This is a genomic window from Ignavibacteriota bacterium (genome assembly GCA_016707525.1).
Classification (GTDB): domain Bacteria; phylum Bacteroidota; class Ignavibacteria; order UBA10030; family UBA6906; genus JAGDMK01.
The window spans coordinates 322,048-341,966 of the sequence record JADJHP010000008.1 but is presented as its reverse complement, the minus strand read 5'-3'; the positions used below and the strand labels follow the sequence as shown (position 1 = coordinate 341,966).

Below are 19,919 nucleotides of genomic sequence, written 5' to 3'. Positions count from 1 at the left end.
ACTCCGCGATAGTATCAAGAATGCTGAAAAAGATCCCCCTGCCGACTACACCCGCCAGCAAGGCTGGGTGCTGATCGCTTTCCACAACGCCCTCTGGCAACTGCGCCATGCTCCCAACCTCGAAGAAGGTGTCGTGGATACCGTGATGCGCGGCGGTGATACCGATACGAATGCCGCGATCTGCGGCGCACTTCTGGGCGCGGTGTACGGCCTCCATGCCGTCCCCCAAACGCTGGGTGATCTGCCTGCTGCAGTGCCGCCCCCTGAGGCAGGCCGCCCAGGAGTACATCACCCCTTACCCGCAGTGTTCTTACCTGTGGATGCGATGGACCTCGCGATGCAACTGGTCTCAGATCAGGTACGGCAGGACCACACTGTACATGGGAGAGAATTCTCTCATGAATCATCTGCTGACCATATTCGAAATACCTGTCACCGTCGTTGCTCTCCCCGTTCTCACCTGAGGGGAAGGTGGAAAACAACAAACGATGGTGGCGTGCGTGTCGACGATCCCGGTCTTGTGGTATTTCGTTTACGCGCCTATACATGAGTTGAGTCACCTGCTCGCCGCGTACCTCGTTGGTGCCTGGATCCTCGATGTCAAACTCATTCCCAGCCGGCTCGGAGAAACTGCCGTGGCATGGATCGGAGCAGAGGGCTTCACGAGCGAATGGACCCGGTTGATCATGACTGCCTCGCCCTACGTTCTCGATCTCGTGAGTATCGCCGCTGGCATGTACATCCTTCAACGGAAACTCTCCCGTAACGCGTTTCGTATCGGGTTCCTGTTCATGGTGCTGTGTCTCAGACCCGCCTTTGACTTGGTATGCGAAACCATGAGCTATGCCTCAGGCTTCCGGGGCGATCTGTATCATATCGCGCTCTCCATCGGGGACCCCGCTACGTGGGCCCTCCTGACACTCTCGCTTGTGTTTTCAGCGTATGCCATTGTCATCGTTCTGGAGAGGTTCAAGGGATTTCCGCCGGCTGACGACCACCGCATCCAAACACCACTGGCCCCGACATTTATGAAGTCGACCGCGCTCCTTCTTCTTACAGCTTTGACAATTGCGCCACTGCATGCGCAAACCACCTCGATCGATTCTCCTGATCGTCACTTCGGGATCTCGCTGCACAACGGGAACAGCGCCGCCGCCGGGTCGTGGTTCCTGACGGTGTGCGACAAACGTTCCGACCGGCAAACCGTCATCATCCCCCGCATCGCCCTTGGCCTCTCGCGTAGCGACGAGGACTTCTCCAAGGACCTTCGCCTCGTGTCCACGACCGCGCCGAAGACGATCACCGAGGATTACACCGCCCTCCACGGCAAACGCTCGCACTGCACGAACGCGGCAACGCAGATCGTGGCGACGTTCGAGAATTCATAGAGGTCGCGCATGGAGGTCCGCATCCGCGCGTACAACGACGGGATCGCCTTCCGCTACGAATTCCGAAAGGAAAGACCACCCCGACCGTTCTCGATGAACTCACGTCCTACGAGATCCCCCTACAACGTCCTCCGCTGGCTGGAACCCTGGACGCAAGCGAACGAGAATCTCTACTCTGCCCTCCACGGCGATTCGGTGCAACGCGACTGGGGCCTCCCCGCTCTCTTCTGCACCGCCGATACGGCATGCTGGTTCCTCATCCACGAAGCGGATGTGGATCGGAACTACTGCGCCACAAAACTGAGCAACGCGGCCGAACGCTCGCGCTACAAGGTGACCTTCCCGGATCCACGGGACGGCAGGGGCGCCTCCACCCCCACGATCACACTCCCATGGCACTCACCCTGGCGCACGGTGATCATGGGCTCGCTCGCGGATGTGACGGCCTCCACGCTCATCGATGATGTATCGAGGCCTTCTCTACTCAAGAAGACGGATTGGATCCGCCCGGGCCTGGCGTCCTGGAACTACTGGTCGCACAACCACGGCACGCGCGATTTCAAGATCGTTTGCGAGTTCGCAGATCTCGCCGTGACGATGGGCTGGCCCTATACGCTCCTCGACTGGGAATGGGACACGATGACCAACGGCGGCACCCTCGAGGATGCGGTGAAGTACATCCGCACGCGCGGGGTGACCCCCCTGATGTGGTACAACTCAGGCGTGGAACCGTGGGCAACGATGACCCCGATCGACCGCATGCTCACGCACGAGAGCCGCATGAAGCGAGTTCGCCCGGTTGAAGAAGCTGGGCGTGGCGGGCGTGAAGGTGGATTTCTTCAGCAGCGAGAAGCAGGAGATGATCCGCTACTACCTGGATATCCTCGAGGATGCCGCGCAGTTCGAGATCATGGTGTATTTCCACGGCTGCCTGGTGCCGCGCGGATGGACACGGACCTATCCGCACCTGATGACCCACGAAGGTGTGCGCGGCGCGGAATGGTATAACAACGGCTCCGATCTTACAGCGACCGCCCCTCAGCACAATGCGATCCTGCCGTTCACACGCAATGTGATCGGCCCCATGGACTATACGCCGGTGACGTTCACGAATTCACAGTACACGCATACGACGTCCTACGGACATGAACTCGCTTTCGGTGTGCTTTTTGAGTCGGGCATCCAGCATATGGCCGACCGTCCGGCGGGCTACCTCGCCCTCCCCGATACCGTCCGGAATTTCCTGAAGTCGCTTCCCAATGCATGGGACGATACGCAACTGCTCGACGGCTTCCCGGGCCGCGACCTCATCATGGCCCGCCGCCACGGAGAGGACTGGTACATCGGCGGTATCAACGCCGAACAATCGGAGAAGACGAAGTCCCTCACGTTCCCATTCCTCCCGGCAAACACGTGCTACACGCTGACCCTCATTGCGGATGGCGCGTATGGGATCCGGTCTTCGATGTTCGTACATTGACGGTCGAGCGGCCCCAGCACCGTGGATGTGCGCCTGCTGCCGGCGGCCGCCGCGCGGCTCACCCCGCTGAAGTGACGATCTCTCCGGAGAATGACACGATGGCCCTCTCAGATACAGTGAAACATCAGGTGGATGCCTTGCTCCGGGCATTCTGCGAGAAACGCATCCCTCCCCACGCCCGGCACCAGGTGCGATTGTCGTATGACTTCCATGACGACAAGGTTGTGCTCTATGAAGACCGCGTCCGCTGGAACGATCCCACGCAATGGACGCATATGCCCATCGCAAAATTCCGCCATGCCGCCAAGACCGGAGAATGGACGCTGTTCTGTGCGGACCGAAACGACCGCTGGCACCGGTATCAGGGGTGCGAACCAACCCGGCGTTTCGAGGCTCTCCTGGATGAGGTCGAGCGTGACCCGACGGGGATATTCTTCGGATGACTGCGGCAGGCACAAGAGGCGATCCCACGTATATGCAGAGTGATAATTTTCCGGCGCGCGTTGTCGTACGCGATGGATCCAGCGGCACGTGGCTGGAGTTCGCATCGCCGCGCCGGATCGTGACGACCCACCGCATCGCGGAAGTACTCCCTTTCATTCGCGACATCGAAGAGACGGTGCAGCGTGAAGGGTGGTACGCGGCCGGCTTCATTTCCTATGAAGCCTCTCCGGCATTCGACCCTTCGCTGCCGGTGAAGGAGGATGGCGCCTTCCCCCTCCTCTGGTTCGGACTCTTCGACCAGCCGAACAAGATATCGCTCCCCGTTGTACCTCCGGAGTCAGGCCCCTCGATAGCATGGCATCCGTCTGTCTCGCGCGAGGAATACGAACGGTGCATCCACGATATCCGCGAGCACATCCGGAACGGTGACACGTATCAGGTGAATTTCACGTACCGGCTCCGGGGAGTGACGGATCGCGATCCGTGGGAGCTGTTCCTCCGGATGGCCGGCGATGGACAGGCGCCGTTCGCGGCGTTCGTCGATACCGGTACATGGGCGATCTGCAGCGCATCGCCTGAACTGTTCCTCCGGATCGACGGCACGCAGATCGCTTCGCGCCCTATGAAGGGGACATCGGCGCGAGGGTTGTGGTTCGAGGACGATCAGGCGAAGAAGGAAGCACTCGTCAGCTCCGGGAAGCAACGGGCGGAGAACGATGATCGTGATTATGGTCCGCAACGATCTCGGCCGCGTGGCGGAGTACGGGAGCGTGCAGGTGCCGCACCTGTTCACGGCGGAGCAGTAACGATTGTGTGGCAGCTGACATCTACCGTGGTGGCACGGACGGATGAGCCGCTGGACCGGATCCTGCAGGCGACGTTCCCGCCGGCCTCCATCACGGGCGCCCCGAAGCGCCGCACGATGGAGATCATCGCGGAGCTTGAAACAGAGCCCAGGCGTATCTACACCGGCACGATCGGATACATCGCTCCCGGCCGTACGGTGCAACTGAATGTCGCCATTCGTACCGTGTTGATGCACCGGCCGACGGGTAGCGTGGAATACGGGGTAGGGGGCGGGGTGGTGTGGGACTCCACGGCGGCGGGCGAGTATGAAGAAAGTCTGACGAAGACGAAAGCGCTTGCACCCCTGCCGCGGGATTTCGATCTTCTGGAGACGCTCCTGTGGTCTCCGGGTACCGGGTATGCGCTTATGGAGCATCACCTGACACGCCTTTCACGGTCGGCAGCGTCCTTCAACTTTGTGTGCGATCCCGTGAAGATACGCGGCGAGCTGGCGGTGTTCGCCGGGGGCCTCGCGCCTGGGCGCCACAGGATCCGGTTGTTGGTCTCGCGTGCAGGGAATATTCGTTGCGAAGCGGTATCGATGGACCAAGCTGCACTCCAATTCGGGGATGTCGCGCTTGCAGCGGGCCCGATCGACAGGAACGATGTCTTTCTTTATCATAAGACCACGCGGCGCGCGGTGTATGAAGCCGCCATCAGGTCGTGCCCGGGCAGCAACGACGTTCTCCTGTTCAATGAGGCCGGCGAGGTCACCGAGACCACGATAGCCAACATCGCTGTAGAGATCGGTGGTGTGCTGTATACGCCACCCGTGCGATGCGGGTTGTTGCCGGGCACGCAGCGCGCCATGATGCTCGAGCAGGGACTTCTGCTTGAGAGGGTCCTGACCGTCGATGAGGTCCTCGCTGGTCCGGAAATTTGTCTGTTGAATTCCGTGAGGGGGATGCAGCGCGTGCAGGTTCGTGGGGGTGATGTCCCAGTATGAATGTGATCGCGATAGACATCTGTTGCAGTAGCAATCCCACATAGTCCTCCCGTTCCCACCAAAGATCATGAACATGACGACAACTATTCGATCCGAATCCACCTCTGATCATGCCGCGATCACCGCTGTTACCATCGCCGCATTCAAAACCATGGAGGTCAGTCAACAGACCGAGCACTTCATTGTTGACGCGCTACGCGCAGCAGGTGCTCTGACCATCTCTCTCGTCGCCGAGCAGGGCGGCGCGTCGTCGGGCACATCGCCTTCTCGCCCCTCACCGTTTCCGACGGCACAACCGACTGGTACGGCCTCGGCCCCGTGTCCGTTCTCCCGAACTTCAACGGCAGGGGATAGGCAAGGCGCTCATCAACGAAGGACTCGCGCAACTCCGGAAGCTCGGCGCAAAAGGATGCTGTCTCGTCGGACATCCGGAGTACTACCGGCAGTTCGGATTTGCGAATACGCCGGACCTCTCGCACGAGGGTGTGCCGCCGGAGGTATTCTTCGCACTCGCGTTCGAAGGGCCGGTGCCCAAAGGGACCGTTCGGTTTCACGATGCCTTCGCTGTCACAGGGCCCCAACCATGAATGACGGTATGACATTCGACCCAAGGCTCGATCCGGCGTACGGCCTCATGCGTATCGCATCGCCACGGTTGGAGCTGATCTCTGCGACGACAGCACTTCTGGAGATGGAGCTGGCATCGCCGCAGAAGCTTGGCGTTGCGCTTGGTGCGCAGGTCCCCGACGGATGGCCGCCGGGGGAATACGATGAGAACGCCATCCGGTGGCTCCTCGACCGGTTGAAGGCTCAGCCGGAAGCGGCCGGATGGTTCGCGTGGTATGCGCTCCTGAAGGCAGAGACCGGTCCCGGTGCGAAGCCGCATCTTGTCGCCGCGGGAGGTTACACTGGCCCGTCCGATGAGAACGGACAGATAGAGATCGGCTATTCGGTCGTACCGGCCTTTGGCAAGCGGGGGATCGCGACCGAGATGGTTGCCGCACTTGTACAGCACGCATTCGCTGATCCGCGCATTACGCGCGTCATCGCGCATACGTTCCCGACGAACGTCGCCTCCATCCGGGTCCTGGAGAAGAACGGGTTCACGCTTGAAGGGCCGGGCGCCGAAGAGGGGACCATACGGTATGCACGCGGACTGAAAGAGAATCGTGCCAACGGAGGATGAATGGAGCTCTTGGAGGGTGGAGAAGGAAAAGACATCGTCACAACGCGCGTTCTGCATGCCCCGCGTGCACTCGTCTTCCGCGCGTGGACAGAGCCGGAGCATCTGGCAAAGTGGTGGGGCCCCAAGGGCTTCACGAACACCTTCTCCGAGTACGATCTGCGTCCCGGCGGGAAATGGGTCTTCGTGATGCATGGCCCGGAGGGCGGCAACTACAACAACGAATGCACCTTCATCCGGATCGAACCGCCCGGCTTCATTGCGTGGGAACACGTCTCGCCGCCGTACTTCCATATCATCGTCCGCTTCGATGAGATCGCCGGCGGGGATACGCAGCTGACCTGGACGATGCGCTTCCGCACCGCAGAAGAATGCGATAAGATCCGCGCATTCGTCACAGGCAAGAATGAAGAGAACCTGGACCGCCTGGAGGTTGAACTGGCGGCGATCCGGTGATGTCCACCCCCATGGCACCTTCATGCTGTGGGAGAATGGAAAGCAATCACACATCTGCAAATGGCCACACATCCTATGAACGGTCGAAAGCTCCGTAGAACGCTCCCCGGAGTGGTTCTGCTGGCTCTGCTGCTGGTCATTTCCTACCAGCTCGTGTGGGGAAAGCTGTTTCCGTACTCTCCGGTCCGGCCAGGATTCACGCGCCACGACCTGGGACGGGCTGTTGTTTCTGTGGAAGAGGGGTCCCCGTTTGACAGGTTCGCAGAGATCGACTCCCTCATCGACGGCGTTGAACAGGCTCATGGGCTTGCCTTCAATGCGCGACCCCATATCCTGATCTTCGCCGACTCGTCGTCCTACCTCCGCCGGTCGACGACCAGGGCAAGGTTCTGTGCGTATCCGAATGGCTCGCTTGTCGTCTCGCCATGGGCCGTGCGTGAGGCGCACGAAGGGACCATCTCGATGGAGATCTACCTCAGCCATGAGCTGTCGCATACCCTCCTCTACCAACACATGGACGCAGTGAATGCGTACTGCTGCTTCCCCTCCTGGTTCATGGAGGGCGTCGCGGTGTACAATGCGCGACAGATGGGGACATCATGGTATCCATCCAGGGATGAAACTTACGCACTTATCCGGAAAGGGAATTTCGTGCCGCCGGACTGGTTCGGCACATCCCGGGAGGACAGCCTGAAGCTCACGGTCCCGTACAGAAGCACGTTCGCCTACTCGGAATTCGCCTGTCCGTCGATCACCTCATCGAACGCCATGGGAAGGAGAAGTTCAGCCGGTATATGACCGACCCTGCGCACGTATCGGCACGATGCAGTGTTCCGGGAAGTCTATGGGATGGAATTCGGGGCGTTCATTGAAGAATCAAGGCGCACGTGAACCACTGAGTTCGATCCGGAAGCGGTACTCCCGCATTGACTTTCTCATACATCTGCATATCATGTAGAGGTCTTCCCCGAACTCTCATCCACAGGATAAGGAGTGCTTCGATGGCATCCGATGCCAGTTTCGCCCAGTTCGTCGTCGATCAGATCAACGGCGCAGGTACGATCTCCATGCGCTTCATGTTCGGCGAATTCGCGATCTACTGCAACGAGAAGGTCGTTGCCCTCATCTCGCGACAACAAAGGTGTACGTAAGCAGTCGGATGCGGGCCGTGCCTATATCGGCACTCCCGTGGAAGCCCCCGCCTATACCGGCGCGAAGCCAAGCTTTGATCGAGGACAAGCTGGAAGATGCGAAGTGGCTGACGGAGCTGATCCGGATCACGGAGCGGGAAGTCGGTGCGCCACCGATCAAGAAGAGCGTGAAGAGAGGCGAAACCAAAGACGCGAAGAGTGCCACACTGGGGAGCGAAGGTCGATGCCCTACCATCGCCAACCCCAAGCCAAACCCTAAGGCCAAAACACGGCCCAAACCCCAGGCTAAAATCAAAGCCGAAACCAAGACACAAGTCCAAGCCAAAGCCAAGACCAAAGCTGGAGCTAAGGCTAAGGCCAAACCGACACCCAGGGCAAAATTGAAAGCCAAGCGGAAGCCCTCAGCACAGGTGACCAGGAAGCCCGTAAGGCCCCAGACGCAGGTGACGGCCGCGAAGAAATCATCGAAGAAATAGACACGTCAACGACCTTCACCATACCCCCGGGCGCATCAGGTCCTGAGCGAACCACGTGAACGCGAACACCCGGCGTCAGCTCCCGCGCTTCATCGCGCTCGGCATCATCGCCGTCCTCCTTGCAGGTACGGCCGTCGCCGTCTGGGTGCAACTGACCCCGGAAGAGCGAACGGTCTTCCGCACGGTGGTGACGGAGCATCCGGCGCTGATCATCTCCGCGGCATTCCTCTTTCCGATCGCCGTGGTCATCGCGGTGAACTGGGTCTTCGGGCACTACATCGAGCCACTCAGGAAGCTGGTGGATGACATCAAGGTGATGGACCTCGTCAACCCGTCGCACCGTCTCACCGTGCAGGGTGGGGGCGACATCGAGCGCCTTGCCGCCGCGGTGAACCAGGTGCTCGACCGTGCGCAATCGCTCCGGGAGCAAGCTCGGGACGCGACACAAGGCCATGGGGCACCTGCCGCGCACGACCATCACGCCGCCGCATCCGGACCATCAGGGCAGAACGATCCCGACACGCCGCTCACCCGGCTCTCATGCACCGCTTTCGATACCGAAGCCACCGGGCTGCAGCCGTCGGCGGGCGACGAGATCATCGCGATCGGGGCCGTGCGCATCGTGAACGGACGCCTTCACCATGAGGAGCGGTTCGACCAGCTTGTGGACCCGCGTCGATCGGTCCCCGAAGAATCCGTGCGCGTGCATGGGATCGATGATGATATGCTCGCCGGAGGCCCAACGATCGATGTAGTGCTTCCCCGGTTCGCCGCGTTCGCCAACGGTACGGTGCTCGTGGCACATAACGCGGCATTCGATATGCGCCTGTTCGAGATCAAACGGGAACTCACGGGGATCACGTTCGCCGGCCCGGTGCTGGATACGATGCTTCTTTCATCGGTCCTGCATCCGCATCACGAGGACCACACGCTGGAGGGACTGGCGAAGAGATTGGGGATACCGGTCGTGGGGCGTCACACGGCGCTGGGTGATGCGCTGATGACGGGTGAGGTGTTCCTGAAGCTTGTGCCGTTGCTCGCCGACAAGGGGATCGTCACGCTCCGTCAGGCGGTGGACGCCTGTGCACGCTCACCGCTCGCGGGGTTGAAGTACTGAACCACTCACCACGATCTTTCAGATGAGGCCGAGCGCATCGAGCTGGTAACGGACGCGCACGACCGTGAGCAGTTCCTTCACCGCCTCGAAGGCATCCAGAAGCCGCTTCGTCTCCTCCCGGTTCAACACCGCGGGGTCGATATACCTTCCTCGTTCATCATCCCGCGTCCCGAACACTACCCGGCAACGGATGAAGGTCTCGTAGGCTGAGAGGAGGTCGGGGCCGAGGGCACGCACCGAAGCATCGGTCTCCGTCAGCGCTATCAGCCGCTCCATCGTTCCCGTTGCGTGCAGCCCACGGTCCAGCGAAAGCACCCGCACAGCGTCCGCGAGAGGTTTGATCGCCCTGAGTTTGAGATCGAACCGGCCCTTGTGAGGGCCGTGCCGTTCCAGTTCGAGATGCTTGAGAAGCCCGGCGGGTGAGGGTGCGCGCAAAGCATTCTTTGCGAGGAGGATCAGGCCGGTCCGGTCCAACGTGAACTCATGCGAGACTTGCTCGCGCAACTCCCGTGCAATGGCCAGAGACCCATATGCAGCACGGAAGTCGAAGAACACCGCGGCGTTCAGCAGCGCCTGTTCATCCGGGACGCGGATCCACTCGTGGACATACGTGTGCCACACGCTGCGGGGCTGGCACCAGTGGGGGTTGGAAGCCATGTTGTTTCCGGAGCAGGGAGCAAACCCGCACGATGAAAGCCCACGCGTCACCTCTTCGGCAAGCCGCTGGAAATACACCGCGGCATTCTCTGTCCGACCCTCTGTCTGACTTTCCGCCCGACTCTCCGCCCGATCCTCAGGCGGGTCATCGTAGATCAACGCAGTGTCCTGATCCGTCCTCAGGAACTGCTCCTTCCTTCCATCGCTCCCGCACGTGAGCCAGCAGAAGTCCAGCCCGGGGTCCGCAACACCGGACGCATGGAGGGCCCTTTGCGCCTGCGCGATCAGTCGCGCAAGCATTGCATCGTTGATATCCGTGATCGCCTCCGACAGGGGCCGGAGCGGGGCACCTTGCCCGATCCACGCGATGGCGAGATGCTCTGCCCGGGCCCGGGCGTCCGCGATCCGGACAACGTCCCCGGCCCCGTGGATCTCTTCCACGAGGACGGCGAAGCGCTTCGCGTTCAACGAAAGCGCTTCGTCCGTGATGCTATCTGCCAGCCCGGAAGGGTGCCGGGGTGGTTGCTGATCCATGATGCATACCGGATTAGTGTTGTGCGTCTGCTCCGAAGTGGATGCGCTCTTCGACGATCGCGAACTTCTCCTCCGCGCTCTTCTCCGGCGTGAGCAGGGAGACCACGATGCCGATCAGGAACGAAGCGGGGATCGTGATCACGCCGGGGTTCTTCAACGGGAAGATCGCGGCATCGTGTTTCAGGATATCGATCTGCACGGTCGGTGAGAGATAGATGAGCAGCACCGTGGACACGGTGCCGAAGACCATGCTCCACAGTGCGCCGGCCGTGGTGAATTTCCGCCAGAAGATGGAGAGGATGAGCGCCGGGAAGTTCGCACTGGCAGCGATGGCGAATGCGAGTCCGACCATGTACGCGACGTTCTGTCCCTTGAACGTGATACCGAGGACCATGGCGAGGATCCCGAGTGCGATGGATGCACCGCGTGCGACGCGGAGCTGTTCCGCTTCCGGCGCATCGCCCTTGCGGACCACATTCACCCAGAGGTCGTGCGACAGTGCCGCAGCGCCGGAGAGCGTCAGGCCCGCCACCACCGCGAGGATCGTTGCGAATGCCACGGCCGCAATGAAGCCGAGGAAGCCGACGCCGCCGAGCGATTCAGCGAGGAGCGGTGCGGCCATGTTCCCGCCCTTGTCGATCGACGAGATGACATCCTGCCCCACGTAGTACATCGCACCAAACCCGAGAATGAACGTGAGCAGGTAGAAGAACCCGATGAAACCCGTTGCGTAGAACACGGAAGTCCGTGCTGCTTTGGAATCGGGCACCGTATAGAAGCGCATGAGGATGTGCGGAGTCCGCCGTCCCCAGCATGAGCGCGAGCCCGAGCGAGATCGCCTCCCAGGGGTTCGACACGAGTTTGCCGGGGGCGAGGACCGACTGTGCCGGGTACTTCGCCGAGGCCGCGGCGAACAGCGCGAGCGGATTCATGTTGAACGACCAGAGGGCGAGGATCGCGAGGATGAGTGCGCCGCCGAGGAGGAGCACGGCCTTGATGATCTGCACCCAGGTCGTCGCCAGCATACCCCCGAAGAGCACGTACGCCAGCATCACCGTCCCGACCACGATCACTGCGATCTCATACTCGAGTCCGAACATGAGCTTGATGAGATTGCCCGCGCCCACCATCTGCGCGATGAGATAGAACGATACCGTGGCCAGTGTGCCGATCGCCGCGGCGATGCGGGCGGGTGTCTGCCGCAGGCGGAATGCCACGACATCGGCGAACGTGTATTTGCCCAGATTGCGGAGCGGCTCGGCCACGAGGAAGACGATGATCGGCCAGCCCACGAGCCAGCCGGTGGAATAGATGAGTCCATCGAAACCGGAAAGCGAGACGAGTCCGGCGATGCCGAGGAAGCTCGCCGCGCTCATGTAGTCGCCCGCGAGGGCAAGCCCGTTCTGAAAGCCGGTGATGCCGTGCCCGGCGGCGTAGTACTGTGCGGTGCTCTTCGTGCGCCGCGGGCCCAGAAGGTGATGCCGAGCGAGATGATGATGAACACAAAGAAGAACACGATGGCTTCAACACTCACCTGTCCGAGGGTGGTCGCAGGGAGAGTGGCGGGGACCTGGGTCGGGTTCATGGGTCACTTCCTCCACTTTGCGATCTTGGTATCGTAGACCTTATTCGCCCAGAGGACATAGATGGAGGTCAGGATCCACGCCGACACGATGACCACGACGCCGAGCAGAATGCCGAGGCTGAGTCCTGAGGAGAGGAGCGTCCCCATCAACGGTTTGGCAAAGGCGATCAGCAGGACGAACCCGAAATAGACGATCAGCATACAGGCGCTCAGCATGAAGGCGATCCGCCATCGCTCCCGGGTGATCTTCCTGATGGCCTCTTCTCGCTCACTCATCACAGTCTCCTGGTGGTGGTTGGTCCTGATGTGTCGTTGTCTATGGTGGATATACCACAATGCGCGTCAGAGCGCCTGCAAGCGCAAAAGGAGGGAAAACAGCGTCCGTCGAACGAGAGGCGCGGTCGGGATGCCGGTGCAGCGTTCACGGTACATCGTCCGGTTGCCAGGGGAACCGGCCGCAGCCTCAAGCGAAGATATCAACAGGGGGAGTTGAATGCAAACAAAAATCCCGCGCCGGTGTCGTGGGGCATAACGATCGCATCTGACCCGCTGGCGATGTCATTCACGTTCACGCGTTCATGCTTATGGCGGCATATTCCCGTGTGAAAAGGATGTGGGTGGGACACCGGCTGCGGCAGGCCTGTCAGTCGTCTCGCCCGGTGGGGGAAGGAACTCTCTGCCGGCGGTTGGGGTTGGAGGGGTATCGCAGGTATGTGCCCCATGTACAGGTGACCACATGATGATCATGGATCTTTCCAAACGAAGCCGAAGAACATCGCCCATAGCCATCATCATCGCGCTTGTTCTGCCTCTTGGCAGTGTGCCGGGGTGTACCGCGCGAACGGCGGAGGGTGGGCCTGGCGGAGGACCGCCCGGGACCGTCGATTCGGCGAACGTCGGCGGGGCCTTCGAGAACGGCGAGTTCATGTATGCCGGCCTCCAGGGGCATATCACGGCCATCGATACCAGTCCCGGCTGGCAGGTGCATGGTCAGAGACTGCTCCTCACCGGAAGAGTCTTTCGATCTGATGGCACGACGCCGGCACCGGGCGTCGTCCTCTATTATTATCAGACGAACACCGAGGGGCAGTATCTGCACAAGACCGATGAGCCGCGGAGCATGGCCCCGAATGCGCAGGGTCAGACCCATGGATACATCCGGGGCTGGGTGAAGAGCGATGCGGAGGGCCGGTACTGGATCTACACGATCAGGCCCGGGACGTATCCGTCGCGGGACTTTCCGGCTCACGTTCATGTCACGGTCAAGGAGCCGAACGGGATCAACGAGTACTATATCGACGATTTCGTCTTTGACGATGATCGGTTGCTCACCTCGGCATACCGGCAACGGCAGGAGTGCCGTGGCGGGAGTGGGGTGGTGCGATTGGTACAGCGCGATGGTCTCCACATCGGCGAGCGGAACATCTTCCTGGGGCTGAACATCCCTGATCATCCCGGGAACGCCGCATCGGGACGGACGTCAGGGAAGAACATCGGCGAAGACGTTTTTTCATTCACGCCGTATCATGCATGGGGCCCGGACAAAGGATCGCGCACGTGTCCCGTGTGCAAGTACGGCTGGTTCCATGGCGTGCTGTACTTTGTCGGCAGCAATCCTGACTGGGCGGAGATCCGGCAGTGGTTGAGGTTCCTTGAAGGTGAGAGCATTACACGGGGAGACCGGCTGAAGGTGTATTTCGTCTACGGCGATCCGAACGGGTACTCCAGGCAGGCGAGGGAACGTGCTCTGGAAAAGGTCGGCAGGGGAACTCCAGCTCACGAAGGTCGCATTGACGTTCGTTCCTTCGTTCGCGGACACAGAGTCCGATGTGCACTTGAACCGGATCGACCCGGACGCGGAGAATACGTTCATCATTTTCCGGCGCAGCATGGTTGTAGGGAAATTTGTTGCTCTGAAGCCAACACAGGAGAATGTCGCGCGTATCACCCGGCGGCTGGACGCAACAACGAACGAGTATGACGATCTCCCCGGGCCGGGACGGTGCTCGCTGATCCGGGAGAGTGACAGATCCCCGGGCGACTTCATGTTCAGACTCACAAAGACAGAGCACGACAACTTGACATCGCAATTTGCGATATCAAAGCGTATGCACGGTGGACGACGCACGATGCCCTCACAGAACCGGATCCTCTTCGCCGCATTAACGCGTCACATGGCCCTTTGATCATCATTTTCTCCCGGATCACCGCATAGAATTCACCCCCATTCCGTACAATATCCTATCGGCATATCCGTCTACCACCATACCAACGCTGGTGCATAAGGCCACTTCCCGGGCAGAGGCGAACGCGGAAACAGCAATTCCACATAGTGGTACGGCAGAACAACTCGGAAGCACCGTTGAGGCGCATCGCCCCCGGCTGCTGGAGTTCATCCGCCGGCGCGTGCGCACCGACGAGGATGCGGAGGATATCCTTCAGGATGTCTTCATGCAACTCGTGGCCAACTGGAGTGTGACCGAACCGATCGACAAGATGGCGGCATGGCTCTTCACCGTTGCCCGGAACCGCATCACCGATTGGTACCGGAAGAAACGGCATGCTCCGATGCCGCGCGACCCGAACGATGAGCTCCTCCCGCTGAATCTGGAGGATGTGCTGCCCGACCCGGCAGGGACGCCTGAGAATGAATTTGTCCGCTCGCTCGTCCGGGATGCGCTGGAAGAGGCGCTGGAGGAGATGCCGCAAAAGCAGCGCGACGTCTTTGTGTGGCACGAGCTGGAAGGACGGCCATTCAAAGAGATCGCGGCGTTGACCGGGGAGCCGGTGAATACACTTATCTCGCGCAAACGGTACGCGGTGCTCTATCTGCGCGAGCGGTTACAGGATGTCTACGACGATATTGACATGGCGTAATACCTAACGAGGGATGACATGAAAACATGGTGGGCAGTACGGATACTCAAAGGACTTTTCATCGGAGCGGTGATCGGTCTCGTGGTAGGATTCGTGGTGATGGGATTGTGGAACGCACTGATACCCGAACTGTTCCATGGGCCTGTGATCACCTTCTGGCAGGCGGTCGGACTCCTGGTCCTCTCGCACATCCTGTTCCGCGGACCGGGTGGCCGGTTCGGCGGGTGGCGGCATGATCGCTGGCGGAAGAAGTTCGAAACGAAGCTCGCCGCGATGACGCCGGAGGAGCGTGAGAAGTTCAGGAACCAGTGGCACCATTGGTGCTATCCGTGGGACGATGGCGGCAAGGAACAGCCTGCCGCAGGCGAGTGATCAGCAGAACATGAGGAACGGTATGGACATCTTCGTATTCCGAACGAACATTCTCTCGGCACAGATCGTGCACCCGGTGGCGAAGCGCCTGGACCATCACCAGAGTGTGGCACGTTGGACCATCGACTACGGCGACCGGGACAAGGTGCTGCGTGTGGAAGCGGAGGGGACAGACCCTGCGGAGATCACGAAGCTCGTGGCCTCCGTGGGTTTTGAATGCGAAGAATTGCTCTAGCCCTGTCAGTTCAGAATGCCCGGAGTTCCGTCAGGATACAAGAGGGATCACATCCACACCAGGATGCAGCTGAAAGGACTCGCCTCCGGCAGTCACGACGATCACGCGGTGTAACCGGAGGTCGCTCATCGCACCGCGCATCGATGGGATGAGCCGTGGCGATCCGAGCATCAGGGCCACCGCATAGGCATTCGTGCGGCCGGGTCGGGGTGTTTGACAATGCAGAATCCCTGGCAGGTCCTTCTGTGGGAAGGCTTGACTCAGGAGCGAAAATATTCTATAGTATATACATGAAACACGTCCGACATCAGATCCTGTGTCATCTCCAGCGCGCGCAGCAGCAGCAACACCAGCAGCAGTGCGTGGTGGCAGGCCACGTTTTCGCACAGGACGGGACGGCATGATCTAAGATCATAACGAATGTTGCAACACCGAACCCTCCGGCGAAGACGCTGGAGGGTTTTTCTATTATGACCATAGACGACGGGATGCGATGACAATGGAACACGACAGGTGCAGGGTACACGAGTGCGGGAGCGGCGTGATCGCGCGGGGCATGTGCTGGAAACACTATCAGAGGCATCGGCGGCATGGGAGTGCGGACACCGCCCACCGGCGCTTTGAGGATTCGCATGAATGCCGGTACTGCGGGACGCGGAACCCGGAGGACTTCTATGCCTCGTACAAGGGGATCTGCAAGACCTGCCGGAAGATCCGGCGCATCCAGGGTGTGCAGCGCGTCCAGCACAAGGCCGCCTGATCCGTATTCCCCCCGGCAGCGGGGAGGTTAATCGACGCGGTTGAAGATATCGACCGTCAGCCGGTAGACCCCGGCGGCGTCGCGCCTCCACACGTTGGTGTACTTCGCTTTGTGCACGACCACCGAGTCCGGTGTGTCTGTTCTGATCACGTTCTGGACGACACCGATCTCGTACAGGACGTCCGGTGTGCCACTGATCTCAAGGGATTCCGAATGCATAGAAACGATCTTCTCGAGTCCATCGCTCCAGAGAGCGATGATGCTGTCGCGTCCGTGGACGGGTGCGAGGCCGGGTGCCATGAACCATGCATCCTCGAGCGTACACTCGCGCAGGAGCGCGAGGTTCTTCGTAGCGGCAACAGCATGGAGCTTCTCGTTCTGCAGGTGAATAAGGGCCTTTGCCTCTTCCAGGGAGGGCGAGTGTGTACAGCCTGTGAGCCAGAGGAGGAAGCCGCATAACAGGCCGGAGGTGATCCTGTGCATATGGATCGTCCTTTCATAAGAATGGGAATGTGCTCACGAGAATGCGTTCACGAGAACGCCTTGATGAGAGTGCCTTCATGAGAATTCGTTCATGGGAACACGCCCATGGCAGCACGATCATGGCAGCAACTTCATAGCACCACGCTCAATGTAGCCTCCTGCCATGCTGATTGCAAGCGCCGGCAAGGTACTGCGGTGACTGCCGATCCATGGTGAAGGCAGACCCGTAGATCCACGGAATTGGTTCGCCGAACCGGGCAGATTGACATTCCCCGGGGTGTACGGTATCTTGAGGTACCGCACATCCGGAAGGGGGCCCATCATGGGATATCTGCTGTTGATTTCACCCGGAACTCTTGCCGTCCATACACGCCGCCGGTCGGGGCGGTCGCTGGTCCCGCTCCACACCATCCTTTCGTATCGTTCCGTTTGTAACTTCTTGATCAATCGAGACTCGCAAAGCAGAAATCCCGTCCTCCTACGTTCGCGACACTGCTTCTCCTTTTGGCGGCACCTTTCGCGGGGATCAATGCCCAGACGGACACAGGTGTCTGGAAGCAGCTTGCCGTCCCGGCATCGCCGGGGCAGCAGTATACGCTCATCGACTTCTCTGATTCCTTGCGCGGATGGGTCATGTCGCCGGACGGTACTTCTCAACGACCACGGACGGAGGGGAGACCTGGCGGGGTCCGCGCATGGTGGGAGACTCGGGAGCCGTGCGTTGGATGAAATGGCTCGGGGGAGACACCGGGGTCGTCGCGGTCGACGTGGGGCCGTCGCTCGATAGCATGTCGCGGCTTCTGCGCACAACGGACCGTGGGCAGAATTGGAACTCCTCGTTGGCAGCTGCGGGCAAGCGGTTCCACAGTCTGGTCTCGCTCGTCAACAGATCCCTGATCGGCTATGTTGCGGTGGGACGTGAATGGGGTGACCTGTGGCTGTGCACATCGACCGATCTCGGCACCACGTGGCGGGTGGACAGTCTTCCGGATGGCAGACTCCGAAAAACGAAGGACTTCGGCATCCTCTCGGCGGGCCGGATGATCTTCTGTTCGGGTGCTGCGGGGATGGAAGGGACGGTATGATCGTTCGCAGTGCGGACTTCGGGAAGAGCTGCTCGAGCATGGTCCCCCGAGCAACCTGACCTCGAGCCGCGGGCGGTTCATGAACATGGAGTTGAGCTATTTCGACTATGGATGGGGGGACGAATATCCGAGGTCCGAATCGTTCGCATACAATGCTGTCCTCGATAGGGCGGTCTCCATCCCTGTATGGAGCATGGGGGCGCTGTTCGCGATCGAACCGTATTCTCGGTGCCGAAAAATGCGAGCATGACCGCGCGGACCATGGATCCTGTGGATTCGACATGCACGGTCGGTCCGTATATCTCCATAAACGATTGCCTGGTGGATCTCTGCATGATCTCGCCGGCGTGCGGATGGCTGTTGGATGGCCGGGGGCGGGTCTTCCGGCGTGCGGACCTGCTCACTGCGGTCCCGGGCCACCGGTCCATTGTGCCGGAGAGGTTCATTCTCTTGCAGAACTATCCCAACCCATTCAACCCGAGCACGACGGTCCGGTATGAGTTGCCCTCGGCAGGTGAGGTGGACCTCCGTGTGACGGATGTGCTGGGGAGGGAGGTGTACCGTAGTGTGGAAGGCCAAACGGCGGGCTGGAAGGCCAGGTCCCTCGACCTTTCAGGGCATGCCTCGGGCATCTATTATTGTACCATCCGGTTCGACGGGGTGGTACAGGCAGTGAAGATGGCTCTTGTCCGGTGACAGCGGTGCCGGCGCCGCAGGGGCGGAGCATGGCCCCCCTGTAGACGCTGGCAACACCATCGAGGGCGGTGCAGGCACCGCCCCTGCAAATGAAAATGCGGTACCCGGCGGCCAACGGTCGCCGGTTCTGCTAGAGCAGATGATCGAGATCGCGTGACGTATGGATGATCCGATGGATCTCGACGTGGGTGGATCGGATCAGGTAGAAGACGAGGTAGGGACCCACGACGAGAACGCGGTATCCCATGGACCTCAGGTGCGGGTGGCGTGGCATGCGCCCCGGGCGTGGTTGACCGCTGAGCGCCCCGATACGGCGATCCAGAACGTTGATGAATGTGTTGGCTCGAGAGGGGCTATCTGAAGCAATGAACTCACAGATATGCAGCAGGTCTTCCTGGGCGATAGGTAGATAGCGGAGGGGCAGTTCAGCGTGCATTGACCTTTGTCGTAATTTTGCCATCATCTGACGATGGCTCGCCCCTTTGCCCCACCGGCTGACTCTCCTGCGCCACGGCGAGCTGTGAGAACATCTCCGCCTGCGCCTTCAACCGCTCGTAGTGCTCGATCGTCGTTACTACCAGTTCCCCTCGCCATTCCGGGTCAGGTAGACAGGGATGTCCTGCTCGCGGCAGATGCGTGCGATCTCGCGGGTACGGTTCCTGAGACTTGAGATGGATTTTATCACGGTCATTGTCCGGCCTCCTTGTCGTGCAGTTCTAATGTACTGAATGTATACCAAATTCTGACACAATCAAGGACGCTCCATCATGTATTCCCAGCAAGGCACCGTTTTTACGATGGCTCGTGCGCATCGGTCAGGATCCCAATCCAGGGAAATGTCGTGTAGGGGCGGGCATGCTGCGCCCCTACAGAAGCTGGCCTCGGCATCATCGAATCCCCATCCCCGCAAGCAGGGTCCAGCGCCACTCATTATCCATTATCCATGGGTCATGGGTAATGGATAATCAAAGTGGGGAATCCGACCTTTTTGCATCCGTTATGGCGAAACCACCCACCCGCAGAATCCCCCAAAACAGCGCGTATGGCGCAAGTATAACTTGACTTTCAACCTCAATTCCGTATCTTAGGTTCCTAGCGTGGGTAAAAGTGGGTAATCGTTGGGAACCGTAGCTTCCCTCTCGCGGGTG

At 60.3% G+C, this 19,919-nt stretch carries 19 protein-coding genes and 3 pseudogenes; 16 read left to right on the top strand and 6 right to left on the bottom strand.

Going from position 1 to position 19,919, the window contains the following annotated elements; genetic code table 11:
• From IPI01_14540 to IPI01_14500, 9 genes and pseudogenes are all read left to right on the top strand, one after another.
• The coding region (locus tag IPI01_14540; GenBank protein ID MBK7258984.1) for an ADP-ribosylglycohydrolase family protein at positions 1-550 on the top strand (550 nt) is incomplete at its 5' end.
• Positions 551-1,028: 478 nt separating this feature from the next.
• A pseudogene (locus IPI01_14535) lies at positions 1,029-2,868 on the top strand (glycoside hydrolase family 97 catalytic domain-containing protein).
• 98 nt (positions 2,869-2,966) lie between these two features.
• Entirely contained in the window at positions 2,967-3,311 is a 345-nt protein-coding gene (locus tag IPI01_14530; protein ID MBK7258983.1) for a DUF3024 domain-containing protein, read from the top strand.
• Positions 3,312-3,343: 32 nt separating this feature from the next.
• Positions 3,344-5,104 carry a chorismate-binding protein gene (locus tag IPI01_14525; GenBank protein MBK7258982.1) on the top strand — a complete coding sequence of 587 codons (1,761 nt, stop codon included), beginning with the start codon at positions 3,344-3,346 and terminating at the stop codon, positions 5,102-5,104.
• 595 nt (positions 5,105-5,699) lie between these two features.
• Positions 5,700-6,290 (top strand): GNAT family N-acetyltransferase, encoded by a 591-nt coding sequence (locus IPI01_14520; protein ID MBK7258981.1) that lies wholly within the window; start codon positions 5,700-5,702, stop codon positions 6,288-6,290.
• Positions 6,291-6,743 (top strand): SRPBCC family protein, encoded by a 453-nt coding sequence (locus IPI01_14515; protein MBK7258980.1) that lies wholly within the window; start codon positions 6,291-6,293, stop codon positions 6,741-6,743.
• 111 nt (positions 6,744-6,854) lie between these two features.
• On the top strand, positions 6,855-7,541 hold the full coding sequence (locus IPI01_14510; GenBank protein ID MBK7258979.1) for a hypothetical protein: 687 nt from the start codon (positions 6,855-6,857) through the stop codon (positions 7,539-7,541).
• A gap of 203 nt (positions 7,542-7,744) precedes the next feature.
• Positions 7,745-8,055, top strand: a pseudogene (locus IPI01_14505) (TfoX/Sxy family protein).
• A 631-nt stretch (positions 8,056-8,686) separates the two neighbouring features.
• The gene (locus IPI01_14500) at positions 8,687-9,487 is read left to right on the top strand and encodes a 3'-5' exonuclease (GenBank protein ID MBK7258978.1); all 801 of its coding nucleotides are present in this window, start codon (positions 8,687-8,689) and stop codon (positions 9,485-9,487) included.
• Positions 9,488-9,505: 18 nt separating this feature from the next.
• Here IPI01_14500 and IPI01_14495 read toward each other — a convergent pair whose 3' ends face one another.
• The 3 genes and pseudogenes from IPI01_14495 to IPI01_14485 all read right to left on the bottom strand — a co-directional run bounded on the left by IPI01_14495 (position 9,506) and on the right by IPI01_14485 (position 12,539).
• A complete protein-coding gene (locus IPI01_14495; protein MBK7258977.1) occupies positions 9,506-10,678 on the bottom strand; it encodes a hypothetical protein in 1,173 nt (390 codons plus the stop codon).
• A 13-nt stretch (positions 10,679-10,691) separates the two neighbouring features.
• Positions 10,692-12,263, bottom strand: a pseudogene (gene actP, locus IPI01_14490) (cation/acetate symporter ActP).
• 3 nt (positions 12,264-12,266) lie between these two features.
• Complete coding sequence (locus IPI01_14485) at positions 12,267-12,539, bottom strand: DUF485 domain-containing protein (GenBank protein ID MBK7258976.1); 273 nt, start codon at positions 12,537-12,539, stop codon at positions 12,267-12,269.
• 460 nt (positions 12,540-12,999) lie between these two features.
• Here IPI01_14485 and IPI01_14480 point away from each other — a divergent pair, with 460 nt between their 5' ends.
• From IPI01_14480 to IPI01_14465, 4 genes are all read left to right on the top strand, one after another.
• Positions 13,000-14,244, top strand: coding sequence for a hypothetical protein (locus IPI01_14480; protein ID MBK7258975.1), 1,245 nt, complete (start codon positions 13,000-13,002; stop codon positions 14,242-14,244).
• A 341-nt stretch (positions 14,245-14,585) separates the two neighbouring features.
• Complete coding sequence (locus tag IPI01_14475; protein MBK7258974.1) at positions 14,586-15,140, top strand: sigma-70 family RNA polymerase sigma factor; 555 nt, start codon at positions 14,586-14,588, stop codon at positions 15,138-15,140.
• 18 nt (positions 15,141-15,158) lie between these two features.
• On the top strand, positions 15,159-15,512 hold the full coding sequence (locus IPI01_14470; protein MBK7258973.1) for a hypothetical protein: 354 nt from the start codon (positions 15,159-15,161) through the stop codon (positions 15,510-15,512).
• Between the two features lie 22 nt (positions 15,513-15,534).
• Positions 15,535-15,747, top strand: a complete 213-nt coding sequence (locus IPI01_14465; GenBank protein ID MBK7258972.1) for a hypothetical protein — start codon at positions 15,535-15,537, stop codon at positions 15,745-15,747.
• Between the two features lie 30 nt (positions 15,748-15,777).
• On the opposite strand, the gene IPI01_14460 is transcribed toward IPI01_14465, so the two are convergent.
• Positions 15,778-15,918 (bottom strand): hypothetical protein, encoded by a 141-nt coding sequence (locus tag IPI01_14460; GenBank protein ID MBK7258971.1) that lies wholly within the window; start codon positions 15,916-15,918, stop codon positions 15,778-15,780.
• 328 nt (positions 15,919-16,246) lie between these two features.
• On the opposite strand from IPI01_14460, the gene IPI01_14455 reads away from it, so the two are divergent.
• Positions 16,247-16,507: a hypothetical protein gene (locus IPI01_14455; protein MBK7258970.1), complete on the top strand. Its 261-nt coding sequence runs from the start codon at positions 16,247-16,249 to the stop codon at positions 16,505-16,507.
• A 27-nt stretch (positions 16,508-16,534) separates the two neighbouring features.
• On the opposite strand, the gene IPI01_14450 is transcribed toward IPI01_14455, so the two are convergent.
• Positions 16,535-16,990 carry a nuclear transport factor 2 family protein gene (locus IPI01_14450; GenBank protein ID MBK7258969.1) on the bottom strand — a complete coding sequence of 152 codons (456 nt, stop codon included), beginning with the start codon at positions 16,988-16,990 and terminating at the stop codon, positions 16,535-16,537.
• Between the two features lie 716 nt (positions 16,991-17,706).
• Here IPI01_14450 and IPI01_14445 point away from each other — a divergent pair.
• A complete protein-coding gene (locus IPI01_14445; protein MBK7258968.1) occupies positions 17,707-18,075 on the top strand; it encodes a hypothetical protein in 369 nt (122 codons plus the stop codon).
• 246 nt (positions 18,076-18,321) lie between these two features.
• Entirely contained in the window at positions 18,322-18,771 is a 450-nt protein-coding gene (locus tag IPI01_14440) for a T9SS type A sorting domain-containing protein (GenBank protein ID MBK7258967.1), read from the top strand.
• 130 nt (positions 18,772-18,901) lie between these two features.
• Here IPI01_14440 and IPI01_14435 read toward each other — a convergent pair whose 3' ends face one another.
• Positions 18,902-19,207, bottom strand: a complete 306-nt coding sequence (locus IPI01_14435; protein ID MBK7258966.1) for a type II toxin-antitoxin system RelE/ParE family toxin — start codon at positions 19,205-19,207, stop codon at positions 18,902-18,904.
• Between the last annotated feature and the right edge of the window lie 712 nt (positions 19,208-19,919).

Coding starts and splice junctions, on each gene's coding strand:
- IPI01_14530 (MBK7258983.1), top strand. CDS start 2,967: ATGGCCCTCTCAGATACAGTGAAACATCAGGTGGATGCCTTGCTCCGG.
- IPI01_14435 (MBK7258966.1), bottom strand. CDS start 19,207: ATGCACGCTGAACTGCCCCTCCGCTATCTACCTATCGCCCAGGAAGAC.
- IPI01_14450 (MBK7258969.1), bottom strand. CDS start 16,990: ATGCACAGGATCACCTCCGGCCTGTTATGCGGCTTCCTCCTCTGGCTC.
- IPI01_14465 (MBK7258972.1), top strand. CDS start 15,535: ATGGACATCTTCGTATTCCGAACGAACATTCTCTCGGCACAGATCGTG.
- IPI01_14495 (MBK7258977.1), bottom strand. CDS start 10,678: ATGGATCAGCAACCACCCCGGCACCCTTCCGGGCTGGCAGATAGCATC.
- IPI01_14455 (MBK7258970.1), top strand. CDS start 16,247: ATGGAACACGACAGGTGCAGGGTACACGAGTGCGGGAGCGGCGTGATC.
- IPI01_14485 (MBK7258976.1), bottom strand. CDS start 12,539: ATGAGTGAGCGAGAAGAGGCCATCAGGAAGATCACCCGGGAGCGATGG.
- IPI01_14480 (MBK7258975.1), top strand. CDS start 13,000: ATGATGATCATGGATCTTTCCAAACGAAGCCGAAGAACATCGCCCATA.
- IPI01_14500 (MBK7258978.1), top strand. CDS start 8,687: ATGGACCTCGTCAACCCGTCGCACCGTCTCACCGTGCAGGGTGGGGGC.
- IPI01_14470 (MBK7258973.1), top strand. CDS start 15,159: ATGAAAACATGGTGGGCAGTACGGATACTCAAAGGACTTTTCATCGGA.
- IPI01_14515 (MBK7258980.1), top strand. CDS start 6,291: ATGGAGCTCTTGGAGGGTGGAGAAGGAAAAGACATCGTCACAACGCGC.
- IPI01_14525 (MBK7258982.1), top strand. CDS start 3,344: ATGCAGAGTGATAATTTTCCGGCGCGCGTTGTCGTACGCGATGGATCC.
- IPI01_14520 (MBK7258981.1), top strand. CDS start 5,700: ATGACATTCGACCCAAGGCTCGATCCGGCGTACGGCCTCATGCGTATC.
- IPI01_14460 (MBK7258971.1), bottom strand. CDS start 15,918: ATGCTCGGATCGCCACGGCTCATCCCATCGATGCGCGGTGCGATGAGC.
- IPI01_14440 (MBK7258967.1), top strand. CDS start 18,322: ATGACCGCGCGGACCATGGATCCTGTGGATTCGACATGCACGGTCGGT.